This is a genomic window from Flavobacterium sp. KBS0721 (assembly GCF_002007065.3).
In the GTDB taxonomy this organism is placed as follows: Bacteria; Bacteroidota; Bacteroidia; order Flavobacteriales; family Flavobacteriaceae; genus Flavobacterium; species Flavobacterium piscis.
On record NZ_CP042170.1, the window covers coordinates 2,983,855 to 3,004,906 of the forward strand.

The window sequence follows — 21,052 nt, forward strand, 5'->3', positions numbered from 1 at the left end:
TCCATTTATACACTTTTATTGAAAACGATAGAGTTTTTGAGAGAATATGTCTATGCTTTTGATTGATAAATCCATCTTATTGAATAGTTATATGTATAATTTTATTTTCAGTCCGGCATTCGATTATTTGATTCTGAATTTAATGAATAAAGTTGTTAATTATTCATGATACATTTTTTGTTAGGTTTTATTTGATAGGGAGATTAGTTATTATTTAATCTCCCTTGTTTTTGTTAGGCTAAATAAGTTAAGATAATTTAATAAAGATATGATTGATATGAAAAGAGAGAATTTAAAAGTTATAAAGTACAATTCCTTAAAAATGACTGTGTCTGTTTTTATGCTGCTATTTTTTTGTTCGTTTAAAGGATATTCTAAAAATGAAGAAAAAACAAAAGACGCATTGGCTGTAATAGAAAGACTTATAGGTAATCGCGCCAGCGAGTTTGAATTAAGTATTATTGAAAACAAGGAGAATGATAAATCGGATTGGTTTGAAATTGAAACAACAAACAATCAGGTAAAAATCAAGGCATCAAATAATACTGCAATTTGTTACGCAGCGTATCATTTTCTTAGGGATATAGGAGCTGTTCTAGTTAGTTGGGAAGGAAATAGAGTAAGCTTACCGAAGATCTGGCCAAAATATTTAAAAAAGGAAAATACTCCTTTTCAATACAGAGAATATTTAAACGCCTGTACTTTTGGGTACACGACTCCATGGTGGGACTGGAAGCGATGGGAACAGGAAATTGACTGGATGGCGATGCACGGCATCAATCTTCCAACTGCAATGGAGGGTCAGGAAGCTGTGTGGCAGGAACTATGGAAAGAGTATGGTTTGACCAGCGCTCAATTAGAAGCTCATTTTGCCGGACCAGCCTTTTTGCCGTGGCAGCGTATGGGAAATATCAACAGTCTTGAAGGGCCTTTACCGCAAGAATGGTTCGGTAAAAAAGAAGAGCTGCAAAAGAAAATACTGCAGAGAATGAGAGCATTAGATATGCATCCTGTTGTACCGGCATTTAGCGGTTATGTACCTAAGGCTTTTGCAGAAAAACATCCGGAAGCCAAAATAACAGAATTAAAATCCTGGTCAGGAGGTGGTTTTGCAAGTACGTTTCTATTAGATTCTAAAGATCCTTTGTTTAAACAAATTGGTAAACGCTTTATTGAAATTTATACTAAAATGTACGGCAAGTCGAATTTCTATCTGGCAGATTCTTTTAATGAGATTGAACCTCCAGTTTCTGAGCATAATAAATATGAAGAACTTTCTAATTACGGAAGTGCGATTTATGAAACTATTAATGAAGCAGCACCGGGTGCAGTCTGGGTTATGCAGGGATGGCTTTTTGGAGACAATAAAGAATTTTGGACAAAAGAAGCTACGAGTGCATTTCTTAGTAAGGTACCAAATGACAGATTGATGATTCAGGATTATGCCAACGACAGATATAAAGTATGGGAAAATCAGGAAGCTTTTTATGGTAAACAATGGACTTACGGGTATGTACATAATTATGGCGGATCGAATCCTGTATACGGAGACCTGAATTTCTATAAAAACGAATTGACGAGTTTGCTGAAAAATCCGAACAAAGGAAATGTTGTAGGTTATGGAGCAATGCCGGAAGGGTTAAATAATAATTCAGTTGTATATGAATATATTTATGATCTTCCGTGGAGTAAGGGCGAACAACCTATAAACGATTGGCTGACTAAATATTTAAATGCGAGATACGGACAAACAACTTCAAAATCTGTTTCCCAGGCATGGGAATTATTACTAGAATCTGTTTACAATATTAAATATTGGGAAACGCGCTGGTGGAATGATAGGGCTGGAGCGTATTTATTATTTAAGCGTCCGACTGCGACAATTACAGCATTTAAAGGAAATCCCGGAGATAAGAAAAAATTAAAAGAAGCTTTGGATATTTTAACCAAAGAAGCTAAAAAATATGATAAAAAGAATTTTATTAATTATGATTTAATCGATGCTTCAAGACATTACTATTCGCTTTGTATTGATGAAGATTTGATTGAATGTGTAAAAGCCTATGAGCAAAAAGAGATTTCAAAAGGTGATCAATTATTTAAAAAGATAGAAAAACAAGCTTTGGATATCGATAAAATGATTTCGAAACAACCATTGAATAGTCTGGATGAATGGGTAAAATCGGCTTCTGATTATGGTGATTCTCCTGAAGTATCTAAATTATACGTGAAGAATGCCAAAACATTAATAACGCTTTGGGGCGGAGAAGGACATTTGAATGATTATGCATCCAGATCCTGGCAGGGAATGTATAGAGGATTTTACTGGCCAAGATGGAAAATGTTTTTAGAAGCTCTAAAAAAATCAGCATTGGATAACACTCCTTTTGATGAAGCAAAAGAAAGAGATTTAATTAAAAACTGGGAAATCAAATGGACTGAAAATAAATAAAAAATATACCGAGATCATAATTAATACGTATATAACCAAAATATAACTTAAGCTTTTAACCATTACCTTAAACTATACTCAAAATATGAAATGAAATATTTACGAAATCGATTAATTAATAAGTTTTTAGCTATGTAATTTTATAAAAATAATTTCGGAAACCGTTGCTGTGGTTGACTTTACAGAAATTATCCATGTTTATGAATAACTTGTCCATTTGTTAACATTTCTTTAGCATTAATTTCGTCAGTACTATATTAACCAATTAACCAATATCAAAATGGAAAAACTTAAATTTTTATTATTAGCCTTTTGTTTTTGCTTCTCAATTAATACCTGGGCACAAAAAACAGAAGTGTCCGGTGTGGTTTTAGATGACAAAGGCATTCCACTGCCAGCCGCCAATGTACTAGAGAAAGGTACAACGAATTCAGTAACAACAGATTTTGATGGGAAATTTAAATTTTCGGCTTCAAACAAAAATGCGACACTGGTAGTTTCTTATATGGGGTTTGAAGATTTGACTTTAAAACTAGACGAAACAAAAACAAATTATTCGATTAAATTGAAGTCTACCACAAACAGTTTAGAACAAGTTGTAGTAGTGGGTTATGGAAAAGGATCTCGTAAAAACCTTACTACATCTGTAACTTCTGTAAAGGCCGAAGATTTAAATAGAGGGGCAATTAGCGATGTAGGACAGCTTTTACAGGGTAAAGTTTCCGGTTTGAACATTTCATCAAGCGGTGATCCTACAAAAACGGCTTCTGTAGTTTTGCGTGGAGCTTCTACATTAAATAGTTCACAAGGACCATTTTATGTAATAGATGGTATTCCGGGAGTTGATATCTCCGTAATTTCCCCAGATGATATTGCAACTATCGATGTCTTAAAAGATGCTGCGGCAACTGCTATTTACGGTAACCGTGCTGCAAATGGAGTTATCATGGTAACAACAAAAAAAGGAAGTAAGGGCAAAACGCAGATTGCATACAATGGTTATGTTGGTTGGGAAGAAGTTTCAAATAATCTTGACATGATGAATGCAGATCAGCTGAGAGCTTTTACCACTAAAAACAATTTGAATTTTACTCCGGAAAATGATAAAGGTGCTAATACAAACTGGCAAAAAGAAATTTTAAGATCAGGACGTGCAGCATCAAGCAGCCATAACTTATCGATGAGCGGTGGCGGAGATCATGGAAACTACACAGCAAGTATTACTTCTCTTAATAAAGAAGGAGTAATGTTAAAAAGTGACTTTTCTCGTATTATTGCCCGTTTATCTGTTGAACAATTTGCTTTTGATGATAAGGTTAAATTTGGTTTAAACGTTACTAATTCCAGCACAAAATATCAAAATGTACCACAGAGAAATACCGTTCTTTTGCAGGCAGCGAGCTATCTTCCTGTTTCTCCGGTAAGAAATGCTGATGGAAGCCTTTTTGAAAACTTTACCAGTCCGGGATATTTTAACCCGGTAGCTTTAATTGAACATGGAACTGATGAAACTAAAACGGAAAACCTTGTAGGTAACCTTACTGCAGAAGTAAAACTTCCGTTTGGATTTACTTATAATTTGAATTTAGCACACCAAAGATTAACTGCGTCTCATGGAGAATTTTATGATAGCTATTATTCACAATACAACAGTGCCAACTTTTACAACAACCCAGATCCACCTTTGACAAAAACACTCGTTAATTTTGGTGTAAACGGTTCTGCATTAAGAAATTCTTACGAAACCAGAAACAATATTATTGAAAGCTACCTTACTTGGGATAAAACATTCGGAGAGCATAAAATAAAAGCTGTTGCAGGTTACTCTTGGCAGGAAAATACATTAGGAGACGGTTTTCAGGCTACAACAACGAACTTTCCTGTAGATAATGTAGGATATAACAACCTTGCTTTAAGTAATTACACTTCGGTTAATGGTTATGTAGTAAATTTTGGAGATAGCAAAGCCTATCAAAAAACACGTTTGATAGCTTATTTTGGACGTTTAAATTACAACTATAAAGACAAATATCTATTGCAAGGATCAATTAGAAGAGATGGTGGATCTATGTTTGGAGGAAATAACCAATGGGGATATTTCCCTTCTGTAGGTGGCGCATGGAGAGTAGATAAAGAAAGCTTCATGAAGAACCAAGACTTTTTTACTGATTTGAAATTCAGAGGAAGCTGGGGGGTAACAGGAAACTCATCTGGATTTAATGCTTACACAGCACAGTTTATTTCCGGAAGTTTAGGAACCTTCTATTATAACGGACAACAAATTGGAGCTTATGGTCCTAACCAGGCAGCTAATCCTGATTTAAAATGGGAAAAAACAGCTACCACAAATATTGGAGTTGACTTCTCGATCTTAAAAGGAAAAGTAACGGGTTCTGTTGATGTGTATAACAAAAAAACAACAGACATGATTTTCAATTATAATGTAAATCCGGTACTTGTACCAGTAGGGTCAATTGTAGCAAACGGAGGAACAATGTCTAATAAAGGTATTGAGGTTAGTTTAAGTACAACTCCTGTTAAAACGGCAAATTTCAGCTGGACAACTAATCTGAATTTGGCCCACAATAAAAATGAAATCGTAAAATTAACCAGTCCATTCTTTGTTGGCGGAGATTCTATTCGTCGTGTTCAGCCAGACGGTGGCGGACAAACAGGAAGTACATTACAGATTTTTAAAGAAGGAAAACCTTTAGGACAATTCTTTACATTGAAATATGCAGGAAAAAATGCTGATGGAGTTTCACAGTATTACGATAAAAATGGTGCACTGACTACAACGCCTTTAAACGGAGTAGATTATCATTATGCAGGAAGCGCACAGCCAAAACTATTAGTAGGATGGGCAAATAATTTTCAATACAAAAAATTCGATTTAAGTATTTTCTTCAGAGGAGTTTTTGGTAATAAAATTTTCAATGCCACTCGTGCCGATTTATTCAGACCGAGTACTGCAATGACCAATAATATTTTAGTTGATGCAGGAAACGAGGCACCAAATGACTTAAACTCTTATAAATATTCAGATCGTTTTATAGAAGACGGTAGCTATGTAAGATTAGACAACATGACTTTAGGATATAATTTTGGTAAAGTGGGAAGGTATATAAACAATGTACGTATTTATCAAACCGTAAACAATGTATTTGTTATTACCAAGTACAAAGGAATTGATCCGGAAGTAGAACAAGGAGGAACAGCTCCGGGTGTAGATTCAAATAACTTTTATCCAAAAACCAGAACTTATATGTTTGGTGTAAATGTGATCTTCTAAAATTAAATAGTAAAAATTATGAAAAAGATATTAAAATATTTAGGGCTCCCAGTACTTATGGCTGGTTTAATCTGGTCTTGTGATGATCTTGAAGTGCCTATTTCAACACAATTGACACCTGAAGTATTTCCTCAAAACACAGCACAATACATTCAGACAACAGGACCTGTTTATGCCGCATTCCGAGGTGAATTTTCATTTGCCTGGTGGTGGTCTCAGTCTTTATCTACAGACGAAGCTATTTTGCCTGCAAGAGGAGGTAACTGGTTTGATAACAGAAACTATATCGCGATGCATTACCATGACTGGAATGCTGATAATGGAATCATAGGAAGTCTTTGGGACTGGACATCTAAAGTGATCGGGACAAGTAATCAGGCAATTTCTATTTTAAGACAGACAATGCCTGAAGGTGCGGATAAAAATACGTTGATTTCTGAGCTAAAAACAATGCGTGCTATTTCTTATTTCATGTTAATGGACAGTTATGGAGATGTACCGTTGGATACTTTATACGGAGATTTTACGTCCCATGCCAAAACGCCAAGAAAAGACGTTTTTAATTTTATTGAAAAAGAGTTAAAAAATGCCGTTCCTAATTTAAATCCGGCAGCGGGAATTACCACTTACGGAAGACCCAATAAACAGACGGCTAATGCAATGCTGGCTAAATTGTATCTAAACGCTGAAGTGTATACAGGCGCATCACGTGTTAATGAATGTGTTGCGGCTTGCGATCAGGTAATCAACTCGGGCTTATATGTTATTGAGCCAAGAGCAACTTACCTTCAGATGTTTTATCCAACTAATGGGCCGTTGATGAAAGAATTCATTTTTGCAGTTCCTTATGATCCGGCAGCTGTTACAGTGGGTTACAACGGACAAATGTACCATTCACGTTATGATGTACCGCGTTCTGAAAGAGCTAAGTTTGGTCTTTCATTTACGCCAAGTGCACCAAGAAGTACGCTTCCTGAATTTTATGCTTATTTTGATGATGTAAATGATATTCGAAATAGACAATGGCTTACAGGGCTTCAATTTATGAATAATGGCGTTACTCCGGTAATGGTTACAACAACCAAAAAAGGATATGACCAATTTTATACAGGATCTGATGGAGGAGAGGCATATACGTATCAGGTTAATTTAACACCAAATATTATACCGCGTCAGAGTGAAACTTTATTTGATCTTGGAAATGACGAAATCGCATGGAATATGGGATACAGAAATGTTAAATTTTACCCGGATGCTACTTCAACAAATCGTAATCAAAACAATGATGTTCCGTTTTTACGTTATTCAGATGTTCTTTTAATGAAAGCAGAAGCAATTCTTCGTGGAGGAAGTGTAACATTAGGACAAAGTGCCGATGCATTAGTAAATATGGTTCGTTCAAATCGTACAACATCTCCGGCATTGAGCGGTGTAACATTAGAAGATCTTTACAAAGAAAGAAGCCGTGAATTTAGCTGGGAAGCATGGCATAGAAATGATATGATCCGATTTGGGAAATATGAAGGGCAATGGGGTTACAAAACCAATGCAGACGCCCGTCGCCGTGTTTTCCCAATCCCAACCAACGCTATGGTTTTAAACCCGGCTTTGACTCAGAATGACGGATATTAAAAATAAGAATTAGTAAGTACGCATTTGTTAATCAATTTAATTTTGGAAAAGGAGACGAGCGTAAATTCTTCTCCTTTTTTACTAAAAGAAAACTGGTTTATTAGTTGCTCGTAAGAATCAGTTTAGTTTAGTTTTTGAATGAAAACAAGGCTTAATCGAATGCAGTTTGAGAAAAGCAGTGAAAGATTAAGCTTTGTAACATTCATTTAGCTTTTGAGAATACATTATAATCCTGTAAAATCCTGTATAAAGAATATTGTCCCAACAATACAACAGAATCAATGAAACTAAATAAAATCTATAAAATAGGACGCATTGCAATAGGTTTAACTCTTGTTTTTTTAGTGTCGTGCAATGCTCAGAAAACTATTTCCTTAAAAAAGAAACAGTTATCAGACATGGTTTATCCGTTGTTGGACACCGAAAATTCCAGGTGGTTTTACTTTTCATCAGCAAGTCGTCCGTTTGGTATGGTGAACTTAAATCCTGATACAGAAATTAACGGCGATTGGGGCGGCGGTTATAAATATACTACAGATACAGTTAAAGGTTTCAGTCACGTTCACGAATGGCAAATGTCTGGCGTATCATTAATGCCAGTAACAATTACAGCAGGAAACAACCCCACTATTTTTAAAGACTTTTATTCAAAATTCAGTCATCAAAACGAAATAATAACACCGGGATATCATTCAGTAAAATTAGATCGATATCAAATAAGGGCAGAATTAACCAGCACGCAAAGGGTTGGTTTTCATAGATATACTTTTCCAATAAAGGCACAAAAAGCAGTTCTTTTTAATTTGAACACTATTTTAGGACCTTGTGAAAATACAAATGGCAAATTAGAAAAAAACAATGATTATGAACTCTCGGGTTCATTAGTTTTGAGTACCAATTTCAGACGCCCAAAACCATTAACTGTATTTTTTAAAATTAAAACAAACGAGCCGATTACTTCCATAAAAAGCGATGATCTGACAAATAATTATTTAGTCACTTTTAATAAAACGAAAGAACAGGTATTGATGAAAGTCGGTATTTCTTATACTTCAATTGAAAATGCCAATATTAATATCGAAACCGAATTACCACATTGGGATTTTAATAAAACAGTTGACGATTCCAGAAAAGAATGGAGCAATTTATTGGGAAGAATAAAAATAGAGGGAGGAACCCAAACCGACCAAAGAAGATTTTATACAGATCTTTGGCATGCGTTACAGGGCAGAAAAATGATCAGTGATGCAAATGGAGCCTATCCCGATAATACAGGGGAAAAATTCAGACTGGGACAATTGCCTTTAAATGCTGACGGAAAACCAAAATTCAATCATTACAATTCAGATGCTTTTTGGGGTGCACAATGGACCATAAATAATCTTTGGGGATTGGTATATCCGGAAATTATGGAAGAATTTGTCTATTCGTTAATGCAGTATTACAAAGATGGCGGTATGATTCCGCGTGGACCTTCGGGAGGAAATGATACTTATGTAATGACCGGAGCCTCGGCAACCCCTTTTATCGTGAGTGCCATTCAAAAAGGAATTGTAAAAGAGGATTTAGAAGAGATTTATATCGCGCTCAAAAAAAATCATATGCCCGGTGGAATTATGGAAAAAGCAGGATATGAACACAAGACCAATATTGGTGGAGGATTAAAATATTATTTAGAAAAAGGATATGTGCCTTATCCGCTTCCCGAAGGTAATTTCGCAAGCCATGAAGACGGTGCAAGCCAGACTTTAGAATATGCCTATCAGGATTGGACTTTGGCGCAATTGGCTAAAAAACTAAATCATGAAGAAGATTATAATTATTTCATGAAAAGAGCCAAGAACTATCAAAATGTTTTTGATACACAAATAGGCTGGATGCGTCCGAAAAACGTGGAAGGAAAATGGCGTGAAAATTATGATCCCTATCAATATGAAAATGGATTTATAGAATCAAATGGAGCACAATCAACGTGGTTTGTTCCGCATGATATTGAAGGCTTAGCGGTTTTAATGGGAGGAAAGGAAAAAGCTGTTGCAAAATTGAACACACAATTTGAAACGGCTAAAAAACAAAAGTATACTTCCGGGACATCGCATGATGCAGAATTACATCCGGAGTTTAGCAGAATTTCTATAAATTTTGGAAATCAGCCTTCTATACAGACATCCAATATTTTTACGGTATTAGGAAGACCAGATTTAGCGCAGTATTGGACCAGAAACGTCGTAAAAGAAACTTTCAGCGGATTATCTCCGGCAACTGGTTATAACGGAGACGAAGACCAGGGATTAATGGGCAGTTTGAATGTATTGCTTAAATTAGGATTATTTCAAATGAATGGTGGAACAGACAAAGATGCCGCTTACCAAATAGGAAGTCCAATATTCAATAAAATCACAATAGATTTAAATCCGAAATATTATGCAGGTAAAACATTTGTCATAAAAGCAGAAAATAATAACACTGAAAATGTGTTCGTTAAAGACATCAAATACAACAATAAAGCAGTACCAAATTTTAGCCTTACGCATCAGGAAATTACAACTGGAGGTGAATTAATTTTAGAAATGTCAGACAAATCAAATGCAGAAAAATAATTAAACGCATAGAAACGTAGGTTTTATGTTTTGAAAAAGTAAATAAAAAATAGTGTTTACACAAAGTCCCGATAGCTATCGGGATTAATGCAAATAAAACGCCTTTTTGGGTTCAATAATTCTATGTTTCAATGTGCTTAAAAAATTAAGATGCCAAACAAAAACCAAAGAAATAATACAATGAAATTAACGACCAGGTTTATCCTTTTTTTAGGAATATCATTTCTTGTAACCATTACGATTAATGCACAGCAAACCGCGCATGAATTTGTAGACCCAATGATTGGATCAGAAGGAGTGGGCAGGGTTTTTATTGGCCCGTCCTGTCCGTATGGAATGGTAAAACCAAGTCCGGATTGCACCTCTAGCCCGAACAGCGGCTGGCTTCCAATGCCAAAAGAAGTTACAGGTTTCAGTCAGGTGCATGTAAGCGGAACAGGCGGAGGTCCGAAATACGGAAACATTCAGATTATGCCATTTTCCGGTGCTTTGGATAAAATAGATCAGACATCATTTCGAACAGAAGAAAATGTAAAACTGGGTTATTACGAAACAGTTTTCAAAGAAAATAAAATCAAAACCGAAATCACGACAGGTGAAAAAGTATCATTTTACCGTATTACTTACCCAAAAAACACATCAAAAGAATTAAAAATAGATCCTGGATTTTTTCTTGGAGAAGAAAAGATTCCCGACGCGAGAGAAGCACAGCAGTTTGTAGGTTCGCAAATCGAAATTGTTTCAGATACTGAAGTTCGGGGGTACAGCAGAATAAGAGGAGGCTGGAACAACGGACGTGCTTATACCGTTTATTTTTGGGCTGTTTTAGATCAGCCCATTGCAAAGTATGTAACTTTTAAAGACGGAAAATTTTACAACAATCAAAAAGCACAATTTGATTCCGGAAAGAAAACAGCCGCGTTGCTTTCTTTCGGAAATACAGGAAAAGAAGAACTGAATGTCAAAATCGGAATCTCCTTTTTAAGTGAATTAAAAGCAAAAAATAATGTTGAGGTTGAAATTCCGCATTGGGATTTTAATACTGTTTTGTCTGCTTTAGAAAATAAATGGGAAAATTTATTAAGCCGAATTACATTATCTGAAGATACATCAGAAGAATATAAAAAAATGTTCTACACGGGTTTATATCATACGATGATTATGCCTGTAGATAGAACAGGCGAAAATCCATTATGGACCAATGACGAACCGTATTACGATGATTTTTACACGATTTGGGATACTTTTAGAACATCAAGTCCTTTAATTACGCTGATCGATTCTAAACGTAAAGTTGAAATCATCAACGCCATGCTTAATATTTACAAACGCGAAGGCTTTTTACCAGAAGGAAGAAGCGGTAACGACAACGGAAGAACACAAGGCGGCTCAAACGCTGAGGTTGTTCTGGCAGATGCATTTGTAAAAAACTTAAAAGGAATCGATTATGAACTGGTGCTTGCAGCAATGCTCAAAGACGCCACTGTTCAGCCGGGAGGAAATGAAGAAAAAGAAGGAAGAGGCGGATTAATGGATTATCTAAAATTAGGATACGTTCCCTATGGCACTGACCGCGCAGGAAACAGAACCATTGATTATGCATACAATGATTATAATATTGCCATTGTAGCCAAAGGATTAGGTAAAATAGATTTGTACAATCAATACATTAAACAAGCAGACAGCTGGCAGAATTTATGGCGTTCTGATTATGAAAATAACGGAGCCAAAGGTTTTATCATGCCAAAAGACAAAGACGGAAAATGGCTGGATGATGTTGTTTTTGGAGAATCAAAAATTCAAAAACCTACTTTTAAATATACGCCCGTAATTATAGAATCGCCTTGGTATGTGTGCCATTGGTGCGTGTTTTTCTACGAAGGAAATTCATGGGAATATTCGTTTAGCATTCCGCATGATATTCCAGAAGTGGTTCGTAAGTCCGGAGGAGAAAAAGCTTTTGAAGAAAGGCTAAATACGTTCTTTAATTCGGAATTGTATAATGTAGCCAATGAACCTTCGTTTTTAACGCCTTGTTTGTATCACTGGATCGGAAAACCGTATTTGAGCAGTGACCGAATCAGAACCATTATCAAAAATAATTTCAATACTTCAAGAGAAGGACTTCCGGGCAATGATGATTCAGGTGCAATGTCTTCCTGGCTTGCTTTTCACATGATGGGAATATATCCCAATGCAGGACAGCCTTATTATTTATTGAATACACCTTTGATAAAAGAAACAACCATGAAATTAGAAAATGGTAAAAAGTTTACCATTTCGGCTAAAAAAATGAGCGAAAAAAACAAATACATAAAAGCAGCTACTTTAAATGGTAAACCGTACAACAAAGCATGGATTTTACACGATGATATTAATAACGGAGGAGAATTAGTTTTAGAAATGGACTCTAAGCCTTCGAATTGGGGAACTACTATTTTACCACCAGTTAAATAAAATGATAAGCAAGATGAAAAATATATTTTTAATGATTCTTTTTTGTATCGTTTATCAAAAAGGAACAGCGCAGCATTACATCCCGACACTAAAAAACAATACAGAACTAAATTATGTCTGCAAACTGCACGGACAAACCAGAACGTTATCACTTATAGCTCAAAGGGCAAGTGAAGGACTAACTTTTAAACTAGAAACCAGAGGAGTAAAAAGCAGTATTGTGATGCTTCCCGAAGCAGTAAAAAGCGGAAATGCCTTAAGTTTTAATCAGGGAGAATATGCACCGGTTTTAAACTTAAAACCAACAGAGACTTTTTTTATGATTTCAAGAGCGGCTTATCAGGATTTAGTTAAAAATAGCTCATTCGTTTATAATAATACAACTTATGTTTTAGATAAAAACGAAGACAAAAACGGTGTTTCGATTGACGGAAAATTAATAGAAGCTTTACATGTACTCGCACAAATTGATGAAACCGAAATGTGGATTATCAAAAATCCGGAATATCCATTAATCTGTAAAATAATCAAAAATCCGTTAGGAATAAATTTCACTTTAGTGAAAGTGGCTGATAAGTAAAAAACATTTTTTCAACTCATTTGTATTTAGGATTTGCCCCTTTTTATGACAAAATGATACTTTATTGAGAAATCGTTTGCGTAATATTGAAAGTATTGAAATGTTAGTTTAAATTTACCGGAATTAAATTTTAAACTATAAATAATTGAAATTATAAGATTATCAATCATGACCACTTTACTTTTTGCTGCATTTGTTTTGAACAAAATAATACAGATACAAGCTTGTAAGTCTGATAAAATTAACTATCTAACCTATATTGGTTCAGAATCAGGAGATTTGTACAAAACCATAAGGCATCATGGTCCGGCCATTGAGAATCAATGGATGGCTTTGCGAATTTATTTCAGCGATAAAGTATCGATTGATGTTTATTATAAAGCAAAATCAGGATTAGAATTAAGAAAAGCAAATTGGTACACAACGCCGGAATAGTAAAAAGAAGGCTGGGGGAACGGATTATTATAAAGTGGCACCAACTGTATGTTTGGGAGGTGTAAAACTTTGGGATGGAGAAAAAGTACAATTTGAAACAGGAATAAACTATTTCAAAGATTTTGGAACTAAAAAAGGAGCCAATTGTATCGCAGTCCGGGATAAACATCCGCAAGATGTTGCAGCAGAAGTTGTAGAGATTGGTGCAGCAATTATTTGCAATCCGGAAGATTATGAAAAACCTACAGATGACCGAACGCTGTATTTGCTGATCTCAGAACCTACAAAGACATTAAAAACAAAAATCATTTCTTCTAGCGCAAGAGAAACTGAATTAAATACTTTAGATAAATTAGAAGCTTACATTAAAAAATAATGCGCATTTAAAAGACTTACATGTTTAGAATATCTGCTATAATAATATTATTAGTTTCTTTATATTCCTGCAAATCACAGCAGACGGCTAAAAAAGAAGTTAAAATTGCTTTTATAGCCGATGTTCATTTACAAGATATTTTTGCAAAATTTAAAGATAACAATTATGAGGGAGTAAAAAATCCGGTTACAGGCCAATATGCCAATATCAGGACGATGAACGCTCAATTGCATTCTACTAGAATTTTCAATGAAAATTATTTTGCCTTTTTAGAAGCTTTAAATGATATTGTCAAAAGAGACATTAAACAGGTCGTACTTCCAGGCGATTTCAGCGACGACGGGCAGCCTGTTCACGTGCGCGGATTGAAGAAAATACTCAACGAATATTCCCAAAAACATGGACTTTCTTTTTATGTTACAACCGGGAATCATGATGTTGTAAGACCCTTTTCGCAAGATGCGGCTAAAACTGATTTTTTAGGTAAAGACGGAAAAGAGCAGATTATCAGCAGTTCAAAAAATAATTTCAATAAAAGTAAAAGCGAACTTGAACCCATTATCACTACCGATATAAAAAACTGGGGATATAAGGAAACAATTCAGGAAATGAGAGATTTTGGTTTTTTTCCTAAAAAGACTGATTTGTATTGGGAAACGCCTTTTTCAAACAATACTTATGAGCAATATAATTTTAAAAAAGCTCAAAAAGAATCTGTTTTAGAAAAAAGAACGTATCTAATTAAAAACACAAATCTGTTTCTGCCAGATGCCAGTTATCTTGTTGAACCCATTAAAGGAATCTGGCTTTTGGCGATAGATGCCAACGCTTATGTTCCAAACGAGAAATTATCAGGTAAACAAGATGATGCGCATAATTTTTCGGGAGCCAATACAGGTTATAATAACGTTCTGACTTATAAAAGTCACTTATTAAACTGGGTAAAAAAAGTTTCCGCGGAAGCGAAACAAAGAGGAAAAATACTGATTGCTTTTAGTCATTACCCAATGGTAGAATTTAATGACAATGCATCGCCGGAATTAAAACAGCTTTTTGGTGCCGATAAAATGCAGCTGCAGCGAGTTCCAGACGAAGAAGTAGCGCAGCAATTTGCAGATGCCGGAATTCAGATTCACTTTGGCGGGCATATGCACATCAACGATACGGGTGTACGAACATCTGCAAAAGGAAATACATTGTTTAATATCCAAACGCCTTCGCTCGCAGCGTATATGCCGGCGTATAAAATATTGACAATTTATTCAGATTCTGAATTTGAAGTAGAAACTATTGTAATTGGCAAAGTGCCTAATTTCAATAGTTTATTTCCTTTTTATCAAGAAGAATATGCTCATTTGCAGAATAGTAAAAATGAGCATATTTGGAATAAAGAAATTTTAAAAGCCAAAGATTATGCAGCATTTACAAACTGGCATTTAAAGGAATTAGTTCGTTTAAGATTTCTGCCAGAAGATTTTCCTGCGGATTTTTTAAAATCAATTGTAAATCTTTCGGGTAAGGATTTATTGAAAATGAATAAGAAGACATCAGAAATTGATCAGGATTTGAATTTAAATTCGCTGGATGTTTCTGATTTTGAATCCTGGACGGGTTTTGATATGATTTTCGATTTTTACCGTTTGAAAAGTGCTGATGCATTGGCTTTTTCAGAAATTGGAAACAAAAGGTTAAGACAATATGAATTGGTTTGCAGTCAGTTAAATAAATCAAATGATCCAAAACTGGTTTTATGGGCACAAATAGTTTTGAAAACCATGAATGGAGAGCCTTCCGATCATTTTAAGATTGATTTAAAAAACAATAAAATTGATAATTTATCTGTTAAATAATTTTGATATTAATTAAATCAAAAACATTAAATTGCATTTATAATTTATTTCCATGAGACAAAAATCCATTATACTATTCTTGTTTTTTGCCGCTTTTTATCATTCTCATTCGCAGAATATAAAATTTGCGCATTACAATGACAATAACGGATTGTCCCATAATTCGGTACGCCATATTGTACAGGATAAAAAAGGTTTTATGTGGTTTGGAACATTCTCAGGATTAAATCGTTTCGACGGTTATCAGTTCAAAAACTACATGAGTTCTTCTCCCGTAAAAAATAAATTGTACAATGATGACATCACGGCTTTAGAACTAGATGAAGAATCAAATCAGTTATGGATTGGTACCCGAAAAGGATTGACACTTTTTAAGATGGATACGCATGTTTTTACTACTTTTTTTAATAAAAAAGAAGATCCAAACAGTCTGCCGGATGATGAAGTAAGATCGGTTTACGTAGATAAATTTAAAAGAGTATGGGTGGGTACCAAAACAAAAGGCGTGTATTTGTTTTTTTTGAAAGAAAACCGATTCGAGAAAATTCAGCTTAAGGGTTTTGACTACGTAAAAGAAATTTTTGAAGATAAAAAAGGCAATGTCTGGGTAGGCAGTTACGAAAAATCCGGTGTCGCCAAAATAACAATGGATGCTAAAGGAGCAATCGTAAGAATCAAAACTTACACGCTTTCAGTTCCGTATTCCAACATAAAAAATCCATACATTAACTTTATCTACGAAGATGCCAAATCTGATGTTTTTGTAGGAACCCGCGAAGGTTTATATAAACTTGATAAAGCCACCGATCAGTTTGCCAATTTATATATAGAAAACAAACAGAGAAGAGGGGCTTTAGGTCCGTATTTTTTATCCGTTGCTCAAGCTCCCGATGGGAAATACTGGGTTGGAACCTTAGGCGGATTGCTGGTTTGTGATCAATTAGATGATATACAGAAAGGAAATTATAAATGGTATTATTCTATTTTATCAGATGATACTTCACTGGTAGATAATTTAATTTCGGCACTTTATTTTGATGCTTCAGGGGTTTTATGGATCGGAACTGAAGACGGTCTTGACAAGTATGATCCTTATGAAAATCAGTTTACTTTAAACAAAGATATTTCAGGTTCTATAGGCAATCAGGCACCGCGTATAAGAGGTTTTGCCAAAACTTATGACGAAAAAGTAATTGTGGCAACCTACCACAACGGACTTTTTATTTCGAATACAAAAGGCTCAACACCATTGCACAATACCGGAAAAGATATTGCCAGTATTTATTCTGATGACGGAAAAATCTTTTATTGTGGTCTTTGGGACGGAAACATATTGGTTTACAATTACAGCACCAATTCTTCCAGAGAAATAAAGGCAGGATTTGAAAAATCACCCGTTTTTGCTTTTAGTAAGATTACAAACGATTTGATGATTGTAGGTTCTTTTGGAGAAGGCGCCGTAATTTTGAATACCAAAACGCTGCAAGTACAAACTTCCAGTAAGCTTTTGCCGGATTTTCAGATTAATGCCATTGAAAGAGATGCCAAAAATAACGTTTGGTTTGCCACAGAAACCGGAGTTGTAAAATACAACATCAATTCTGGAAAAATAGAAACCTATTCGTCGCTTTTTATCAAAGAAAAAGGAGTTCCTCATGATGAAAATGTTAGTGACGTTTTGGTGGATGTAAAAGGCAAAATATGGGCGTCAACACGTTTTGGGCTTTGTTTATACGATCCGAAAAGAAACGAATTTGAACCCGTAAAAAAGCTTAAAGAGCTTTCGGGTAAATGGATTACCGATATTTTATCTGATGCACAAGGTAATTTGTGGCTCAATATCAATAACAATAATATTGCTTTTGTTAAATCTAATTTAAAGGATGTTAGTATTTACCATGTAAACAGCGGTAACAGACTGGACGTTTTTAGTTCAAGCGGCTTTTTTTATTTTAATAATTCGAATATTTTTCTGGGAGGTAAAAATGGAATTATTTCTTTTTCGCCTCCTGCAATGAAAAGAAACAAATGGACACCGTTACCCGTTATTTCCGAATTTAAAATTCAGAACGAAGAAGTTTTCCCGGAAATGGAAATTAATGGAAAAATTCCCCTTTTGAAAGATTTAAACTATGGAAATGAAATAGAACTTACGTATAAAAACCGTGATTTTTCGATTCAGTTTTCGGCTCCTTCTTTTGCAAACGAAAAGTTGAATAAGTTTCAATATATGCTCGAAGGTTTTGATAAAGATTGGATTACAGCAAACAGTACATCAAGAATAGTGCAATATACCAACCTTTATCCGCGCAATTATGTCTTTAAAATAAGAGCAAGCAACAGCGACGGTTATTGGAGTAAAACCGTTTCTTATAAAATAAAAATCCTGCCGCCTTTTTGGTTAACACCAACATTTTTTATACTGTTTTTAGCTCTTTTGTTTGGTGTTTTGTATTTCATTCGAAAAGAAATCAAAAACAGAATTCGTTTAAAACAAGAACTCCTTACCGAAAAAGTAAACAGAGAACATGACGTTAAATTGAATAATGAGAAATTACGTTTCTTTACCAATATCTCACATGAATTAAGAACACCGCTTACGCTTATTTTAGGTCCGGCGAAACAGCTTTTAGACGAAAGCAGCAACGCAACCGATTATGAAAAGAGCAGATACAATTTAATTTATCAAAATGCCAGCAGATTACTCAATCTGGTAAATCAGGTATTGGATTTTAGAAAAGCACAATCTGGTGAATTAAAACTAAAAGTAACGAAAACCGATATTCTGGTCTATTCGAAAAATATTTTTGACTCCTTTAAGGAAATGGCCTATGATAAAAAGATTAAGCTCAGTTTTATTACCGAAGACGATGAAATAAACGGTTTGCTGGACAATGATAAGTACGATAAAATCCTGTATAATTTATTATCGAATGCTTTAAAGTTTACCAATAAAAATGGAAATGTTGATTTGTATATCAGGCTTAAAGATACGGTTGAAGATATTTTAGTAATCGAAGTAACCGATGACGGAATTGGGATTCCGTTAAAAAGTCAGGATAAAATTTTTAAGCGATTTTATCAGGCAACCAACAGTAAAGGCCATAGTACGGGATCTGGTATTGGTTTGTCATTGGTAAAATCTTTAGTAGCCATTCATAAAGGAATAATTGCTGTAGAAAGTACACCGGCAAAAGGAAGCACCTTCAAAGTCGAAATTCCTATTGACCGCGCTTCTTATGAAGATAAAGAAGTGTTTGAATATGCGCTTAAAAATGACAATTTAAGTATGCTTATTCCGGAAAAAGCGGCTAAGAAAATTATTCAGAATACCGATTTAAAAGAAAAAATATTAGTAATTGAAGACAACAGCGAACTTAGAAAATATCTGGTAGACTATTTGTCTGATTATTACAAAGTCTATGACGCAGAAAATGGAGAAGAAGGCTTAAAAATCTGTCGACAAATTAAACCAATTTTATGCGTTACCGATGTGATGATGCCTGTGATGGACGGATTGGAGTTTTGCCAACAACTCAAAAATGATGAATTTATAAGCCATATTCCGGTGGTGATGCTTACTGCACTTTCCGAAAATATGGATAAGGTAAAGGGCTACGATACAGGTGCAGATGGCTATTTGGTTAAACCGTTTGAACCATTATTGCTTAAAACGGTTATTGAAAACATAATCAAATCAAGATTAGAGCTTAAACAGAAATTCTCCGGCGAATTAGAAGGTAAAATAAGCATGCTGACTCATTCGCCAATTGATGCAGAATTTATGGAGAAAGTGGCCAATTTAATCAATGATAACTTAAGCGAAGTTGATCTTTCTACAGAATTTTTATGTGATAAATTAGGCGTAAGTTCTTCAAAGTTATACAGAAAAATAAAAGAACTAACCGATTTGGCTCCAAACGAATTTATCAGAACTATTCGTTTAAAAAAGTCAGCAGAACTGCTCAAAACTAAAAAGTACAATGTTTCTGAAGTGACCAATTTGGTGGGCTTCAATGATCCTTTGTATTTCAGCCGATGTTTTAAAAAACAGTTTGGTTTTCCGCCAAGTAAGCTGATTAATTAGTTTTTGCCCACAGATTACACAGATTAAAAGGATTTTTCTTTTGCGCGAATAACACGAATTATTTTGATAAATATTTTGAAGAATATAGCTCGTGGTTACCATCACGGGATCTTGCTTTATATTCCACAATCTTGTCCTCCTGACGAAAGAAGGATCACACGCGGAAATCGACAAAGATTGATAACGTACTATATGGAAATTCTATTGTGATTTCTCTCCCAAAGCCCCGGGATTGAAATGACAAACAAGAACATAAATAATGTTTTTCTAAGTGAAGAGTGTGTAAAAATCCTACATAAATAAGAATAATCCATGTTTATGATGTATTAATCCATTTTGAACGGGATAGGTAATTCTATTTTTGTCTTATAACTTATAACTTTTAGACCATGAAAAAGAATATAGATACAGACAATCCGTTGAATAATTTAGATGAATGGGAAGACGATTTGTTATTGCGATATCCAGATCCTTCTGAAAGTGTTTCTGAAAAGCAAAAAGAAGAATTTAGAAATTATGTGGATTCAGAAAGAGTAGAAACCGTTAAGGAATTTTATAGAATAAACCACACCTATCAAACCTATGATTTTGTTTGTAATAAAGAAGCAGAATTTCTACAATTCAATAAAAAAGAAATGTCAATCTGGGAAGCTGTTGATTTTTTGAACACACTTGTAGACGACAGCGACCCAGATATTGACTTAGACCAAACACAACACCTTTTACAGACTTCGGAAGCCATTAGAGCAGACGGCCACCCTGATTGGTTTGTCTTAACGGGATTTATCCATGATTTGGGTAAAATTTTATGCTTGTTCGGAGAACCACAGTGGGCAGTGGTCGGCGATACATTTCCGGTTGGCTGTGCTTACTCAGATAAGATTGTTTATTCAGATTTTTTTAAAGAAAACCCCGATTATACAGACGAAAGATTCAATACCAAATTTGGTGTTTACACCCAAAACTGCGGATTGGATAAGGTAAAAATGAGCTGGGGTCATGATGAATATTTGTATCAGATTATGAAAGACTATCTTCCTGATCCGGCTTTATACATGATTCGTTATCATTCTTTTTATTCACAGCATAAAGAAAATGCTTATGCCCATTTAATGAATGAAAAAGACATAGAAATGTTTGACTGGGTAAGAAAGTTCAATCCGTACGATTTATACACTAAAGCCCCGATTAAACCAGATGTAAAAGCATTACTTCCTTATTATAAAGAATTAGTTGCTAAATATTTACCTGAAAAAATGAAATTCTAGAAATATCAAAAATTTCATTTGAA

General features: G+C 34.7%; 11 protein-coding genes. All 11 read left to right on the forward strand.

Annotation, left to right across the window (positions count from 1 at the left end):
* The first annotated feature begins 277 nt into the window (after positions 1 to 277).
* The 11 genes from B0M43_RS13050 (at position 278) to B0M43_RS13095 (ending at position 21,029) form a co-directional block, all read left to right on the forward strand.
* The gene (locus B0M43_RS13050) at positions 278 to 2,452 is read left to right on the forward strand and encodes an alpha-N-acetylglucosaminidase (protein WP_078009006.1); all 2,175 of its coding nucleotides are present in this window, start codon (positions 278 to 280) and stop codon (positions 2,450 to 2,452) included.
* Positions 2,453 to 2,732: 280 nt separating this feature from the next.
* Complete coding sequence (locus B0M43_RS13055) at positions 2,733 to 5,744, forward strand: TonB-dependent receptor (RefSeq protein ID WP_078008993.1); 3,012 nt, start codon at positions 2,733 to 2,735, stop codon at positions 5,742 to 5,744.
* Positions 5,745 to 5,762: 18 nt separating this feature from the next.
* The gene (locus B0M43_RS13060; protein WP_078008992.1) at positions 5,763 to 7,376 is read left to right on the forward strand and encodes a RagB/SusD family nutrient uptake outer membrane protein; all 1,614 of its coding nucleotides are present in this window, start codon (positions 5,763 to 5,765) and stop codon (positions 7,374 to 7,376) included.
* Between the two features lie 281 nt (positions 7,377 to 7,657).
* Positions 7,658 to 9,976, forward strand: coding sequence for a GH92 family glycosyl hydrolase (locus B0M43_RS13065; protein WP_078008991.1), 2,319 nt, complete (start codon positions 7,658 to 7,660; stop codon positions 9,974 to 9,976).
* Between the two features lie 150 nt (positions 9,977 to 10,126).
* On the forward strand, positions 10,127 to 12,433 hold the full coding sequence (locus B0M43_RS13070) for a GH92 family glycosyl hydrolase (RefSeq protein WP_246860109.1): 2,307 nt from the start codon (positions 10,127 to 10,129) through the stop codon (positions 12,431 to 12,433).
* A gap of 13 nt (positions 12,434 to 12,446) precedes the next feature.
* Complete coding sequence (locus B0M43_RS13075; protein ID WP_078008990.1) at positions 12,447 to 13,013, forward strand: hypothetical protein; 567 nt, start codon at positions 12,447 to 12,449, stop codon at positions 13,011 to 13,013.
* 168 nt (positions 13,014 to 13,181) lie between these two features.
* Complete coding sequence (locus tag B0M43_RS24735) at positions 13,182 to 13,448, forward strand: DUF4861 family protein (RefSeq protein WP_246860110.1); 267 nt, start codon at positions 13,182 to 13,184, stop codon at positions 13,446 to 13,448.
* Positions 13,449 to 13,482: 34 nt separating this feature from the next.
* Positions 13,483 to 13,824, forward strand: a complete 342-nt coding sequence (locus B0M43_RS24740; RefSeq protein WP_246860111.1) for a hypothetical protein — start codon at positions 13,483 to 13,485, stop codon at positions 13,822 to 13,824.
* A 20-nt stretch (positions 13,825 to 13,844) separates the two neighbouring features.
* Positions 13,845 to 15,674, forward strand: coding sequence for a metallophosphoesterase (locus tag B0M43_RS13085; RefSeq protein ID WP_078008989.1), 1,830 nt, complete (start codon positions 13,845 to 13,847; stop codon positions 15,672 to 15,674).
* A gap of 52 nt (positions 15,675 to 15,726) precedes the next feature.
* Positions 15,727 to 19,761 carry a hybrid sensor histidine kinase/response regulator transcription factor gene (locus tag B0M43_RS13090; protein ID WP_078008988.1) on the forward strand — a complete coding sequence of 1,345 codons (4,035 nt, stop codon included), beginning with the start codon at positions 15,727 to 15,729 and terminating at the stop codon, positions 19,759 to 19,761.
* Positions 19,762 to 20,150: 389 nt separating this feature from the next.
* Entirely contained in the window at positions 20,151 to 21,029 is an 879-nt protein-coding gene (locus B0M43_RS13095; RefSeq protein WP_078008987.1) for an inositol oxygenase family protein, read from the forward strand.
* The last annotated feature ends 23 nt before the right edge of the window (positions 21,030 to 21,052 follow it).